The organism is Bacillus hominis, assembly GCF_018332515.1.
Lineage (GTDB): Bacteria > Bacillota > Bacilli > Bacillales > Bacillaceae_G > Bacillus_A > Bacillus_A hominis.
In genome coordinates this window covers 1-15,647 of record NZ_BOQD01000024.1, presented here as the reverse complement: position 1 = coordinate 15,647, position 15,647 = coordinate 1, and the positions used below count along the sequence as shown (strand labels likewise).

11 protein-coding genes and 1 tRNA gene are annotated in these 15,647 nt (G+C 33.3%); all 12 read left to right on the top strand.

Annotated features, from left to right (window positions below):
- Nucleotides 1-288 precede the first annotated feature (288 nt).
- Nucleotides 289-1,008, top strand: coding sequence for a YebC/PmpR family DNA-binding transcriptional regulator (locus tag KI356_RS03315; protein WP_088057460.1), 720 nt, complete (start codon nt 289-291; stop codon nt 1,006-1,008).
- A gap of 150 nt (nt 1,009-1,158) precedes the next feature.
- Entirely contained in the window at nt 1,159-1,620 is a 462-nt protein-coding gene (locus KI356_RS03310; RefSeq protein ID WP_128282737.1) for an NUDIX hydrolase, read from the top strand.
- A gap of 532 nt (nt 1,621-2,152) precedes the next feature.
- Nucleotides 2,153-2,929: a transglycosylase domain-containing protein gene (locus KI356_RS03305; protein ID WP_088057464.1), complete on the top strand. Its 777-nt coding sequence runs from the start codon at nt 2,153-2,155 to the stop codon at nt 2,927-2,929.
- Between the two features lie 187 nt (nt 2,930-3,116).
- Nucleotides 3,117-3,767, top strand: a complete 651-nt coding sequence (locus tag KI356_RS03300) for a DsbA family protein (protein ID WP_212934793.1) — start codon at nt 3,117-3,119, stop codon at nt 3,765-3,767.
- 115 nt (nt 3,768-3,882) lie between these two features.
- Nucleotides 3,883-3,956: transfer RNA gene (locus KI356_RS03295), tRNA-Gly, on the top strand.
- A gap of 200 nt (nt 3,957-4,156) precedes the next feature.
- Nucleotides 4,157-5,299 carry a tRNA epoxyqueuosine(34) reductase QueG gene (gene queG / locus KI356_RS03290; RefSeq protein WP_128282741.1) on the top strand — a complete coding sequence of 381 codons (1,143 nt, stop codon included), beginning with the start codon at nt 4,157-4,159 and terminating at the stop codon, nt 5,297-5,299.
- A 44-nt stretch (nt 5,300-5,343) separates the two neighbouring features.
- Nucleotides 5,344-6,231, top strand: coding sequence for an amidase domain-containing protein (locus KI356_RS03285; RefSeq protein WP_128282743.1), 888 nt, complete (start codon nt 5,344-5,346; stop codon nt 6,229-6,231).
- 58 nt (nt 6,232-6,289) lie between these two features.
- On the top strand, nt 6,290-6,778 hold the full coding sequence (gene trmL, locus KI356_RS03280; protein WP_128282744.1) for a tRNA (uridine(34)/cytosine(34)/5-carboxymethylaminomethyluridine(34)-2'-O)-methyltransferase TrmL: 489 nt from the start codon (nt 6,290-6,292) through the stop codon (nt 6,776-6,778).
- A gap of 125 nt (nt 6,779-6,903) precedes the next feature.
- Nucleotides 6,904-8,973 carry a sensor domain-containing protein gene (locus tag KI356_RS03275; RefSeq protein ID WP_212934792.1) on the top strand — a complete coding sequence of 690 codons (2,070 nt, stop codon included), beginning with the start codon at nt 6,904-6,906 and terminating at the stop codon, nt 8,971-8,973.
- 396 nt (nt 8,974-9,369) lie between these two features.
- Nucleotides 9,370-11,265 carry a PrkA family serine protein kinase gene (locus KI356_RS03270; RefSeq protein WP_002115994.1) on the top strand — a complete coding sequence of 632 codons (1,896 nt, stop codon included), beginning with the start codon at nt 9,370-9,372 and terminating at the stop codon, nt 11,263-11,265.
- Between the two features lie 448 nt (nt 11,266-11,713).
- The gene (yhbH, locus tag KI356_RS03265) at nt 11,714-12,889 is read left to right on the top strand and encodes a sporulation protein YhbH (protein WP_002115997.1); all 1,176 of its coding nucleotides are present in this window, start codon (nt 11,714-11,716) and stop codon (nt 12,887-12,889) included.
- A 139-nt stretch (nt 12,890-13,028) separates the two neighbouring features.
- On the top strand, nt 13,029-15,647 hold a 2,619-nt coding region (locus KI356_RS03260; protein WP_212934791.1), incomplete at its 3' end, for a leucine-rich repeat domain-containing protein.

Genomic DNA, 15,647 nt, shown 5'->3' with positions numbered 1-15,647 from the left:
TCGGTTCGACCCCGACCATCGGTATCGGCGATGTAAAAAAACTCTAACAGAAATGTTAGAGTTTTTTTTGTTAAATTATATTATGTGATTTTTAAATTCGTAATAAACTTAGGAATTCATGTATAATATAACTTGTCGAAAGAACAAAATGATAGTGATTTATATTATGTCTGTAATATGAATCAAACATGAACTTTTTTATATTTCTTTTAAAAATGTGTTGAATACACATTATATTTCATATTAATATTTTTATGTAGATTTAAAACGGGAAAGAGAGTGGAAAGTATGGGCCGTAAATGGAACAATATTAAAGACAAAAAAGCATCAAAAGATGCAAATACAAGCCGTATATACGCGAAATTTGGACGTGAAATTTATGTGGCAGCAAAACAAGGCGAGCCAGATCCAGAATCAAACCAAACGTTAAGAGTTGTATTAGAGCGTGCGAAAACATACAACGTGCCAAGAACAATTATTGACCGCGCGATTGAAAAGGCAAAAGGCGGTTCAGAAGAAAACTATGACGAGCTTCGTTATGAAGGTTTTGGACCAAACGGATCTATGGTAATTGTAGATACACTGACTAATAACGTCAACCGTACTGCAGCCGATGTACGAGCTGCATTTAGTAAAAACAGTGGTAACATGGGTGTAAATGGTTCTGTAGCCTACATGTTTGATGCAACAGCTGTTATCGGTCTTGAAGGTAAAACATCGGATGAAGTTCTTGAAATCTTAATGGAAGCAGATGTAGATGCACGTGACATTCTAGAAGAAGAAGATTCTGTTATCGTTTATGCTGAACCTGATCAGTTCCATTCAGTACAATCTGCACTTAAAGATGCTGGTGTTGAAGAATTTACAGTTGCAGAATTAACAATGCTTGCACAAAGTGATGTAGAACTTCCTGAAGATGCTCAAGTACAATTTGAAAAAATGGTTGATGCATTAGAAGATTTAGAAGATGTACAGCAAGTTTACCACAACGTAGACTTAGGGGAATAATATAAGACAGAAGATCCTTTCCTTTAATGGACAGGGTCTTTTTTTTACGAAGTTAATTAAGATGATGAATTATTAAAGGTGTATTGCTGTAGAGAGGGAATATGGTTATAGGGTGTATATGAAGTAATCGTATTTCTAGGAGGTCTTAATGTGGAACATAAAACACCAAAGCATATTGTTGCCGTAGCAGGTTATTTAACAAATGAAAAGAATGAGGTGCTTTTAACGAAAGTGCACTGGCGAGCTGATACGTGGGAAATGCCTGGAGGACAGGTAGAAGAAGGGGAAGCGCTCGATCAAGCTGTTTGCAGAGAAATAATGGAGGAAACAGGATTAACTGTGAAGCCTATCGGGGTTACAGGGATTTATTATAATGCTTCTATGCATATTGTAGCTGTTGTTTTTAAAGTCGCATATGTTAGTGGTGAAATAAAAATTCAACCTGAAGAAATACAAGAAGCTAAATTTGTTGCTTTAAATGAAGAGAACATCGATGAGTATATAACGCGTCCTCATATGAAATCAAGGACGCTTGATGCGATGAAAGCAACGAATTTCATTCCATACGAAACATGGGAAGTTCAGCCATATAATCTTATAGGAAGATTGTAAAGTTTTGGTTAGTTATTTGGGGGCATCTCAAATTGCTAACCTTTTCTTTATGTATACTGTTTCAGAAAAAGGTCACAATAATAAAATGTAGGCTAATATTTAGTGGAGGAAGCAGGGTTACCACCTAACTTCCTAGCTTTAGCTCAGTTTTGAGGGAGAAGTCTTACTGCCCACAAATAACGAGATAATCCGAAAGGCTAGTATTGATTTAGGGAACGTTAGTTCTGTATAATAATGATATATCGTATATAATTAGATTGCTAGATGTTTAAAAGTATAAAAGTATAAACTGATATAATAAAAGAATAAAGTGAAATTAAGGAGAGTCCTACTTCCTATAAATAGTGTGATAAATAAATGTATATTCAACATTTCATATGAATAGTAGATAAAAAAGGACTGTGATACAATACATTCTTACACCTTACAATGTTGTAAGGTAGGTGTAAGAGAAATCGATGGGATATTCTTTTACAACAAGGTATTCTTAAGTTAAGAGTTATATATGCTGTGTGGAAAAGAGGTGTTCAAGATGAAAGAACGAGTATTATCCAGAGTGAATTATCATCAAAAAGTTGCATTAAATCCATTAACTAAATTTCTTTATAAAGCCATTATATTATTATTATTGTTAAGTTTTGCATTATTATTCGTTGGAAATGTAATGATTGAGCGAAGTGATATTAGTAAATTACATGTACCCGCTAAGTTAGAGGTGCCAGAATCATTAACACACGCATTTATTGCAACGGAAGATAAAAGGTTTTATCATCATAACGGTTTAGACTATATAGCAATTATCAGGGCGTCTATTGAAAATATAAAAGCTGGTGGTGTTGTGCAAGGAGGAAGCACGATTACACAGCAGCTATCTAAAAATGCTTTTTTATCTAATGAACGTACATTTTCTCGTAAGTGGAAAGAAATTTTTTATACGAAAAAGATTGAACGTACATTTACAAAGGATGAGATTTTTAAATTATATGTGAGTAATATTTACTACGGAGAAGGAGCATGGGGAATTGAAAAAGCAGCAAACCTTTACTTCGGTAAAAAGGTGGATCAATTAACACTGGCTGAAAGTGCAATGATGGCTGCTGTAGTAAAAGCACCAGCTTATTACTCACCTGCACAAAATTATGATAAAGCAGTTGAGAGACGGAATGTAGTTTTAAGGCTAATGGAGAAAGAAGGGTATATAAATCATGATGAATATGTGCAAGCAGTTAGTGAGAAATTAGTAATTCGTCATGATATAAAAACAGAGCAATCCATGTTAAAAAATGCCCGTGAAAAAGCAGTAAGTTAAGAGAAGTTCCTATATAGGGACTTCTTTTTTTGAATAAATTGTGACAAATCGTGACACAATATCGTCACAAATGTTGTATTTTTGTAATTTATGTGAGCGTGTTCATTGCGTGACGTATATAAGTGTTGATATTATGTGTATTGTGTACAATGCTGTATACAGAATATGAATTTAAAGAGGAATGTATATGAAATCAAATAAACTCATGGTTCTTGGTGTAGTTTTTTCTATCGCAGTATTGATTGTAATCGGAACAATTGCGTATAGCATCATAAATGACAAAAAAGATAAAGGGGATGAGATGTTTGCTTATTCTACGCAACAATCTTTAGGGAAAGATGATGCCCCAGTTAAGGTAGTTGAATTTGGAGACTTCAAATGCCCAGCTTGTCGTACTTGGGATGCAACGGTATTACCACGATTAAAAGAAGAGTATATCGATAAAGGTAAAGTGCAGTTATATTTTATTAACTTCCCGTTTATCGGAAAAGATTCTGATTTAGGTGCAGCTGCTGGTGAAGCAATTTATAAACAAGATAAAGATTCATTCTGGATTTTCTATGATGAGATTTATCAAAATCAAAAGAAAGATACGGAAGAATGGATTACAGAAGAATTACTTCTTAATATTGTGAAAGAAAAACTTCCGAAAATTAATGTAGAACAATTTAAAAAAGATTTACACAGTAAAGAAATGAAAGATCAAGTACGTAAAGATTCAGATCGTGCTCAAAAATTAAAAGTTCAAGGTGCTCCTTCAGTATATGTAAATGGGAATCTTGCAAACCCTGATTTCGATAGTATGAAGAAGGCGATTGATAAAGAATTGAAAAAGTGATGAGTTATCTCATCACTTTTTCGACTTTTTTCGATAAAATTCTTGCTTCGTATTTTTTTACATGCTATACTACTTTACATAAGTTATTTCAATATCTTATATTTATTTCATATTTGCGGGTGTAGTTTAGTGGTAAAACAAGAGCCTTCCAAGCTCTGGTCGAGAGTTCGATTCTCTTCACCCGCTCCAAATTTTATTTAATGTTTTTCTAATAAATTGTGATCAACGCAGTGTTTCGTTTCTAAGATAAACGAGGCATTGCGTTTTTTAGTGTTTGAAAATCATAAATGTATGCGAAAATAGAAGTAAGGAATAGTATTCCAACAGTGAATTACGAACCAATATAGTCGTTACATAAGGGATGGATTCATCGGAGGAGGCGATTAAGAATGGATTTTGAACAATTAAAACAAGATGTAATTGCGTATAGTAAAACGATTGGTATAGATAAAATAGGTTTTGCCAGTGCTTCACCATTTGAGGAATTAAAGCAGCGTCTAATCCAGCAACAACAATTGAATTATCAGTCTGGATTCGAAGAGCCTGATATAGAGAAGAGAACGAATCCGCAGCTGCTGTTACCTGGTGCGAAATCAATTATTGCGATTGCTTTAGCATACCCTTCAAAATTAAAAAATGCACCATTAAGTAAGCGTGGAGAGCGCCGCGGGATTTTTTGTCGTGCTTCTTGGGGCCAAGATTATCACCTTGTTTTACGAGATCGTTTGCAAAAGTTAGAGGCGTATTTAATCGAAAAGCTTCCGGATATAGAAGTGAAATCAATGGTTGATACAGGTGAGCTAAGTGATCGAGCTGTTTCAGAGCGTGCCGGTATTGGATGGAGTGGTAAGAACTGCGCTATTATTACGCCGGAATTTGGTTCGTACGTATACTTAGGAGAAATGGTTACGAATGTTCCATTCCCTCCTGATCGGCCAATAGAAGATCAATGTGGAAGTTGTACGAAATGTATTGATATTTGTCCTACAGGTGCTTTAGTACAAGGCGGCCAGTTAGACTCAAAGAAGTGTATTGCATTTTTAACGCAGACAAAAGGATTTTTGCCTGAAGAATATCGCGATAAAATAGGGAATCGTATATATGGATGTGATACGTGTCAGACTGTTTGTCCGAAAAATAAAGGAATGGATTTTCATAACCACCCTGAAATGGAGCCTGATCCTGAGTTAGTTAAACCGTTATTAACACCACTTTTAACAATTAGTAATCGTGATTTTAAAGAGAAATATGGAATTATGTCGGGTTCATGGAGAGGTAAAAAGCCATTGCAACGAAATGCTATTTTAGCCCTTGCACATTTTAAAGAAACAGCAGCAATTCCTGATTTAATCGGTGTTATGAAAGATGACCCAAGGCCAGTACTTCGCGGAACAGCAGCATGGGCACTTGGGAAAATTGGCGGAGATGGAGTGGGTGAAGCAATTGAAAAAGCGATGGAACGTGAGAAAGATGAAGAGGTTCTTCATGAAATGAATCGTGGACTTGAATTGTTAGCGCAGAAAAAAGAGTAGACAATATTTCCCTTTTTCATATTGTAATATGGGAGGGAGACTGAATGGTTGTAAAAGTGAGTATTGAAAAGCAAGTGCAACAGTTTTTAGCATATATAACAGAGAAACGAACAGATATGGATGGTATTGCTGAAGATTTATTGCAAATAGCAAAGAGAAAGAAACAATTGTTTCAAAGACGTAGTGCACATATAGTGAAAGCAACTGCGGATATTTCTTTCATAAGACAATTAAATAGTAGTGAGCATCAAGAAATCGATTATCAAGTACACTTGAAATATTTAATTAAGCATAAAGAATTATTTTATATCGAAGAAGAACAATTAAAACGACGAATTTATTTGAAAAATAGTCGTATAATAGATCATTATGCTCTTGAAGTGTCAGAAGAAATAGGAATAGGTGAAACGTTAGAACGAGAAGTCACGAAAGAAAAATACGGTTCATATCAATATAATCGTTTAGAGGCAGTGAAATATGCAGAGCGTTGGTGGGATGATCGCAATCCTGCATATCGTAATTTTCCTGATAATTGTACGAATTATATTTCGCAATGTCTTCACACTGGGGAAGTACCAATGAACGGGTATCCTAATATTCGTAAAGGATGGTGGCAAAGGGAAAACCAGTGGAGTTGGAGTTGGGCTGTAGCACACTCTTTTTATTGGTATTTATCAGGTGCTACAGCTGGTCTTCGAGCAGAAGCGGTAGAAAAGCCAGAAGATCTTATTCTTGGCGATGTAATTGTTTATGATTTCGAGGATGATGGTAGGTGGAATCATACGACGATTGTAGTAGCGAAAGACGCAGATGGTATGCCGCTTGTAAATGCACATTCAGCGAATAGCCGTAGACGATATTGGAACTATGAAGACTCTAGTAAATATACACCACAAATGAAATATAAATTCTTTCATATTATTAATGGGTAGAGATTTTTCGTTCAAGTGGTATAATACGTAGTAGATAAAAAATAGAGGTGAATATCGCGTGGGAGTACATGTTGTTTTATATCAACCAGAAATTCCAGCAAATACAGGAAATATTGCACGTACTTGTGCAGCAACTGGAACAGAATTACATTTGATTAGACCGCTTGGATTTTCAACGGATGACAAAATGTTAAAGCGTGCAGGATTAGATTATTGGCAGCACGTAAAAGTTACGTATTATGATTCAATCGAAGAATTTTATGAGAAAAATAAAGATGGTGAATTCTTCTATTTAACAAAGTATGGCGAGAAAGCTCATACAGCATTTGATTATAGTAAACGTGAGAAGGATTACTATTTCGTATTTGGAAGAGAAACAAATGGATTACCAGCTAATGTAATTGAAGAAAACTTTGATCATTGTTTACGTATTCCAATGACGGATAAAGTACGTTCATTAAATTTATCTAATACAGCAGCAATTTTAGTTTATGAAGCGTTCCGTCAACAAAATTATCCAGGATTAGATTTAGAAATCGTTTATTAAAAGTCGCCATTTGGCGACTTTTTTATTTTTTTAAAAAAATATGTAATCATACATTTTAAAAAAGGTACATATTCATATAGAATGAGATATATGAATGAAAATAGATAAGACGGGTTGAGATAAATATGAAGGAACAATATAATAATCAAAATACCTTTTTAAGTATGATAGATATGGATTTAATAAGAAAAGGATTATTACACGCTACTCAAGATTTAGTATTTATTGTGAAAGTTACTGATGATGAGGTTTTTACATATATTTATGTAAATAAAATAGGAATGAATTACGCGAAGCTAAGCGAAGAATGTTACGGAAAAACGTTTACTGAAGTATTACCAGTAGACAAAGCAAATATTTTACAGAATCAATATACAAAAGTAATAAAAAAAGCGAGATCACATACTTTTTGTGATGTAATTAGCTTGCCCACGGGTAAGCTACATTATGAATCTTCACTTAACCCTGTATACGACGAAGAAGGAGTATGTCAGTTTATTATTTGTATTACAAGGGATATTACTGCTCAGGTTGAGGAGAAGGCAGAAATAGAGAAAAAACAAATGTTATTTAAGTCATTACTAGAATATAATAATGACTCCATTATATCTATAGATTCTATAGGTAGAATTACATATGTAAATCCGGCAACGTATGAAATATTTGGATACCGCCATGAAGAATTGAATAATAGATTTATTTTTAAATTTATTATTAAAGAATATGAAGAAGACTTTCAAATGATATTTGAAGAAGCTTTACAGGGAAGGGCAAAACAAATTGTTTCAAAGAAATATGTTCATAAAGAAGGGTACGAGCTATATATTTCTTTGAGGACTATTCCTATTATTGTGAACAGTGAAATTGTCGGGGTGTATATTGTTACGAGGGATGTTACAAGGCAAGTCTTAAATGAGATGAAGACAGAATACTTAGCTTATTATGACCAGTTAACAGGTTTAATGAATAGAATTTCATGTACAAATAAGCTAAATGAGTTTTTAAATGAGAAAAAAGAGTTTGCACTTGTTTTTATGGATTTGGATGAATTTCATCTTATTAATGATACATTTGGTTATAAAGAAGGAGATAAAGTATTACAAAAAGTTACAGAATGTTTGAGCAATCTACAAATAGAAGGTATGCACTTATTTAGAGAGCACGATGATCAATTTGTTATGTTAATAGAAAATATAACGAAAGAATGTGTAGAGAAGGTTGCAAAAAACATATTAGAAAGGATTAGTGAACATTTTGTAATAGAAGAAGAGGACGTGTATTTAAGTGCGTCAATTGGAATTGTAATGGCTCCAACAGATGGAGCAGATGAAAAAATACTTTTTCAAAGAGTTGATGCTGCTTTAGAAAAAGCAAAGGAAAAAGGAAAAGGTCATTATTATTTTTATTGTAGTGGATTAGATTGCGAACGTGAACAAAGGTTTATAATAGAAAACCAGTTACATCGTGCTATAGAGAAAAATGAATTTTTCTTATATTACCAGCCGCAATTTAATATTGATACGAAAAAAATAGCCAGTATGGAATCTTTAATAAGATGGGAAAATAAGGAACTTGGGTTTGTCCCACCTAATCAATTTATTCCACTGGCAGAAAGAACTGGATTTATTATTAAGCTTGATGAATGGGTAGTAAATCAAGTGTGTCAGCAAATACGCGAATGGTTGAATAAAGGATATGAAGTTGTCCCGATTGCAGTTAATATTTCTGCTAGACATTTTCGTTCTATTACATTAATAGAGATGATTACACGGGCTTTAAATAAGTACAATGTACCAGCTCATTTATTAGCGATAGAGGTTACAGAAGGGGCCCTTATACATAAAGACATATCGAAGAGAGTGTTGCTCCAATTAAAAGAACAAAATTTAAAGATCCATTTAGACGATTTTGGGACGGGATATTCATCTTTAAGTTATTTGAAAACATATCCAATTGATACTTTAAAAATTGATCGTTCCTTTATGGAAGGTATAAATAAAGATGAACGCGATACAAATATTACGGCTGTGATTATTCTTTTAGCTCGTACTTTAGGGTTAAATATAATTGCAGAAGGGGTAGAAAAAGCGGAACAAATACAGTTTTTGAAGGAAAAGAATGTGAAACTTGCACAAGGTTATTATTATAGCCGACCTTTATCAAGATATGATGTGGAAAATGTGTATTACAAATGATTGATAAAGAAAAAAGTGATGTGCTAAAAAGCACATCACTTTTTATGTGTACCTGGTTTATCATTGTAACCAGATGTAAAAATAGCTGTAAGAAATGTGAGTGATACACCTAAAATTAATAATAATTTCATACTAATATCCTCCCTACTTTTTTCGGTTTACGAATCTTAATTATTACTCGAAATGTATGTAAGGTTCTTAGAAGAAAAGAATTTATTTTAAACGAATAGCGGTGTAAAAACTTTAATACCTTTATTATACAGAATTTTCTTTGAATTTTGGAGAGAATTTTATAGCCTATAATATATTTCGTTTTGATTTAAAGAATGTTTAAGGACATCCTAGCATACCTTTTATAATAATCCGATTGAACAAGGAGATGGGGGAGGAGCTATAATGGATATTCTAAAAAAGATTGAACAGCATCGAGCAGCAGAAGAACGTTTACAATGGGAAGGTACGTTTGCGGAGTATTTGGAGCTTGTGAAAGAAAGACCATGGGTGGCTCAAACAGCACACTCTCGCATTTACAATATGATAAAAGATGCTGGAATTGAAGAAGTTGATGGTAGAAGAAAGTATAACTTCTTTAGTAATCAGCTATTTGGATTAGAGGATGCTTTAGAACGCCTTGTAGAAGAATATTTTCATCCATCTGCAAAACGATTAGATGTTAGAAAACGTATTTTATTATTAATGGGTCCTGTTAGTGGTGGTAAATCAACTTTAGTTACGATGTTGAAGCGAGGATTAGAAACATATTCCCGTACAGATCGTGGAGCAGTTTTTGCAATAAAGGGCTGCCCAATGCATGAAGATCCGCTTCATTTAATACCGCATCATTTACGGAATGATTTCTTTGATGAGTATGGAGTAAGAATTGAAGGGAATTTATCACCATTAAATGTTATGCGTTTAGAGCAAGAATACGGGTCAAGAATTGAGGATGTAGTTGTAGAGCGTATTTTCTTCTCTGAAGATCGCCGTACAGGAATTGGTACATTTAGTCCTTCTGATCCAAAATCACAAGATATTGCCGATTTAACAGGTAGTCTAGACTTTTCTACAATTGCAGAATACGGTTCGGAATCAGATCCCCGTGCATATCGATTTGATGGAGAATTAAATAAGGCGAACCGCGGCATGATGGAATTCCAAGAGATGTTAAAATGTGATGAGAAATTTTTATGGCATTTACTATCGCTTACACAAGAAGGGAATTTTAAAGCAGGAAGATTTGCGCTTATTTCAGCAGATGAATTAATTGTAGCGCATACAAATGAAACAGAGTATCGTTCCTTCATAGCAAATAAGAAAAATGAAGCATTGCATTCACGAATTATTGTAATGCCGGTTCCATATAATTTACGGGTTAGTGAAGAAGAACATATTTATGAAAAAATGATTCGTGAAAGTGATGTGTCCAATGTTCATATTGCACCGCATACACTTCGCGTTGCAGCAATGTTCACTATTTTAACTCGTTTAAAAGACCCGAAGCGTCCGGATATTGATTTAATTAAAAAGATGCGTTTATATGATGGAGAAACGGTAGAAGGGTATAATACGATTGATGTAGAGGAGCTGCAACGCGAATATCAAGATGAAGGTATGAAGGGTATTGATCCTCGTTATGTCATTAACCGAATTTCTTCTACAATTATTCGAAAAGAGGTACCATCTATTAATGCACTAGATGTACTGAGATCGTTAAAAGACGGATTGGATCAGCACCCGTCAATTAGTAGTGAAGACCGAGAGCGCTATATGAATTTTATCTCATTAGCGAGAAAAGAATACGATGAAATTGCTAAGAAAGAAGTACAAAAAGCGTTTGTTTATTCATACGAAGAATCAGCTAAGACACTTATGGATAATTACTTAGATAACGTCGAAGCGTACTGCAATAAATCAAAATTACGTGATCTGTTAACGGGTGAAGAAATGAGCCCAGATGAAAAACTTATGCGTTCGATTGAAGAGCAAATTGGAATTTCAGAAAATGCTAAAAAGGCATTCCGTGAAGAAATTTTAATTCGCATTTCTGCTTATGCACGTAAAGGGAAGCGCTTTGATTATAATTCACACGAGCGTCTTCGTGAAGCGATTCAGAAAAAACTATTTGCTGATTTAAAAGATATAGTGAAAATTACAACATCAACGAAAACACCAGACGAAAATCAGCTTAAGAAAATCAATGATGTCGTTGCACGTTTAATTGATGAGCATGGCTATAATTCTTCATCTGCGAATGAATTGTTACGATATGTAGGTAGTTTGTTAAATCGATAGTTTGATAATAAAACGCTGTCTCTTGTTCTTGGGACGGCGTTTTGTTATCTATTTATATTTGTAAAAAATGTCATAGCTTGTCCGAATATAATAAATTAAGATGCGATTTTATGAATTTATTGTCAATTATTTTTACAATATGCATATGATAGAGTAACCAACCATTCATACAAAAAAGCCAACACAATACAATATGTTGCAAAACGAAAATGTGTGCAACAATGCATTGTGTTTCTTTCTTATCAACGGCGGAATGTTTCTTTCTATTATGTGAGTGGCAAAATTTTGTTTAAGATGCTCGGAGTATTGTATGAGAAATGCTATATATGTTTATGGGATGATTTTCGATGAACAGTTATTCTTTTAATATTCTAGTTACGCACACTAGAAAACAAAAGTATAGATTGCTGTTCATAAGAGAAAACAAATACAGTAAGGAGGGAAAGGCATGGGCGAAGAAAATCAACCAAACTATACAATTTCACAGGAAAACTGGTCCCTCCATCGCAAAGGATATGACGACCAACAACGCCATCAAGAAAAAGTACAAGAGGCAATTAAAAATAATTTACCAGATCTTGTAACAGAAGAAAATATTGTTATGTCTAATGGTAGGGATGTTGTGAAAATACCGATTCGTTCTTTAGATGAATATAAGATTAGATACAATTATGATAAAAACAAACATGTTGGGCAAGGGAACGGTGACAGCAAAGTTGGCGATGTCGTTGCGAGAGATGGATCAGGTGGTCAAAAGCAGAAAGGACCAGGAAAAGGGCAAGGGGCAGGAGATGCAGCTGGAGAAGATTATTATGAAGCAGAAGTCTCAATTTTAGAATTGGAGCAAGCGTTTTTCAAAGAGTTAGAGTTGCCTAATTTAAAGAGAAAAGAAATGGATGAAAACCGGATTGAACACATTGAATTTAATGATATTAGAAAAACAGGATTATGGGGAAATATTGATAAGAAACGAACGATGATATCTGCATATAAACGAAATGCAATGCGTGGTAAAGCATCTTTTCATCCAATTCACCAAGAAGATTTAAAGTTCCGTACTTGGAATGAAGTGTTAAAGCCAGATTCAAAAGCTGTTGTATTAGCGATGATGGATACGAGTGGATCGATGGGGATATGGGAGAAGTATATGGCACGTAGCTTCTTTTTCTGGATGACACGATTTTTACGTACAAAGTATGAAACAGTTGATATTGAATTTATTGCTCACCATACAGAAGCGAAAGTCGTTACCGAAGAAGAGTTTTTCTCAAAAGGAGAAAGTGGGGGAACGATATGTTCTTCTGTATATAAAAAAGCACTTGAACTAATCGATAATAAATATTCACCAGACCGCTATAATATTTACCCATTTCATTTTTCAGATGGTGATAATTTAACTTCGGATAATGCTAGGTGTGTAAAACTTGTTGAAGAACTGATGAAGAAGTGTAATATGTTTGGGTATGGGGAAGTGAACCAGTATAACCGCCACAGTACACTCATGTCAGCATATAAAAATATTAAAGATGAGAATTTCAGATATTATATTTTAAAGCAAAAAGCAGATGTATTCCATGCGATGAAAAGCTTCTTTAAAGAAGAATCAGGTGAAAAGATGGCATAATCCCTTTTAAAGGGGTTATTTTTTTGTGAAGTTTTTGCGAAATATTTATATTGTTAGTTGACATTGAAAATGAAAATCATTATCATTTATTCGAGAAATGATTACATTTTGATTTATATACTTTGGAGGAGATGTAAAGTTGAAGAAAAATAAAAGAAAACATATAAATGCGATGTTAGTGGCGGCAGCTTTAGCGCTACCGTTTGCTGTGTATTCGACGCCAGCTTTAGCGGCGGTAGCAATTGAGGCGAATAAAACTGGACAAGCTTTATCAGATGGTACATATAACGCTGTTATTAAAGCGTATAAAGATAAAACGAATGAAGAGTCCATGGCAACTGTTTATATAAAGGATCCGAAATTAATAATTGAGAACGGAAAGAAAATTGTAACGGCAACGTTAAGTGATAGTGATTTCTTTCAATACTTGAAAACAGAGGATATTCATACTCCTGGTGTGTTTCATGATGTGAAAGTAATATCAGAAGATAAAAAGAAAAATGGAACGAAAGTGATTCAATTTGAAGTAGGGGAATTAGGAAAAAGGTATAATATGCAAATGCACATTTATATTCCGACAATGTCTTATGACAATAAGTATCAAGTACAGTTTGAAGTAAATATATTAAATTTAGAAAACAATGTTCCAAAAGAACAAAAGGAAAATAAAGAAGAACAAAAAGAAGAAACAAAAAATATAGTAGTGGATAAAAAGTTACAACAATACATTAATAAAAATACTTTAGGTCGACAGGATATAAATACACCAATAACGAAAGCCGATGCACTACAAATTAAAGAATTAGAGGTATATGTCGGGAAGGGGATTAATAATTTAGCTGGTTTAGAGCATATGGTAAATTTGGAGAAATTCAGATTGCATGAGTCTGAAGTGAGTGATTTATCTCCAATTGCTAATTTGAATAATTTGAAGTTTTTAGATCTTTACTCTAATCAAATTGAAAATATTGAACCAATTGCTGGGCTGAATAAAATTAAAAATCTCTCTTTAAGAGATAATCAAATTACTGATTTGAAGCCATTAAGTAAATTGAACAAAGTTAGAGTATTAGATTTAATTGGCAATAAGATTGAAGATATTACACCGCTATTTACAATGGCGTCTCTAGGTAATTTGTATGTGGCTAATAATAATATTAGTGATTTAACAGGAATGGAACAGTTAAATAAAGTAAAGGAACTATCGATTGGAAATAATAACATTACTAATCTTGAATCTATTAGTAAAATGGAGAGCCTTACTAAGCTTGCAGTGAGTGATGCAGAAATTACAGATATTACACCGCTAGCTAAAATGAAAAACTTACAATCACTTGATTTAGAAGAAAATTATATTTCGGATGTTTCATCACTTAGTGGGCTAACTAATTTATACGAACTTAATTTAAGTGCAAATGAAATTTCTGATGTAAGACCTATTCAAGAGTTTGGAAAGCGTTTTGTCGTTCAAGTTCACAGACAAAAAATCTTTTTGAATGAAGGCGTAGTAAATGAAGATAGTAAAATTCCTATATATGATTTAAATGGCGAATCTCTTCAAAGTATTAAATGGATCAGCGAGGGGGGGACACAAAATAATGGTTTTGTAAAATGGGACAGCCCTGGAGAAAAATCATATGAGTTTAATTTAGAAACAGGTTCTTCAGAGAATAAATTACGTTTTAATGGAACTGTTATTCAAAAAATAGTTGAAAATCAAGAGGGGACGAATGTTGTTCAAGACAAGGAATTACAACGATATATTAATAAAAATAATTTGAATAGAACGGATTTAGAAGCACCGATTACGAAAGAGGATTTATTAAAGATTAAAACATTTAAGATAACTAATGGGCAGGGTAACGGTATAAAAGATGTCTCTGGCATAGAGTTTATGTCGAATTTAGAAAGTTTAGAGTTAGAAAACTTAGAGTTGAAAAATATAGCATTTATCTCGAATTTGAGAAGTTTGAAATCTGTAAGTTTAGCACATAATCAAATCGAAAATATCGAACCATTTTCTAAACTAGAGAAGTTAGAGAAATTAAATATAAGCAATAATAATGTGAAAAATATTGAACCATTATTTAAAGTCAATTCATTGAAAAAATTAACGGCCTCAAATAATAAAATTAATAACGATACTATACAAGGAATACAACAATTAAAAAACCTATCCGTATTAATATTAAATGATAATGAAATTAGTAGTGTAGAAGCAATTAGTGAAATAAGTATGTTGAATGAACTAGAACTAATAGGGAATCAAGTAGTGGATATTGAACCATTAAGTAAATTGAAAAATTTACAATGGTTAAATTTATCAGATAATCGGATTAAGGATATATCAATCTTTGCTTCGATGTTAGATTTAATTAGCTTAAAACTTCCTGGAAATGAGATTCAGGATATAAGACCGATTATACAATTGTCTCAATGGTCAACAATCGATATTAGAAGGCAAAAAATATTTTTAGATGACGCACAAGTAAATCAAAAAGTGAAAATCCCTGTATATGATGTGGAGGGGGAACCGCTTGAGAATATTACATTAAAAAGTGAGAGTGGCACATTTAATGAGGACGAGGGTACAATCGTATGGAGTACTCCAGGAGAAAAGAAATACGATTTTGTTTTTGATGGAACGGAGTATTACGGGCTTGGTATATGGTTTAGTGGTGAAGTTATACAGAATATAGTAGAGAAACTGGAAGCAAAAGAAGAAGTAAAAGAAGAAGTAAAAGAAGTTGAAGAAGCA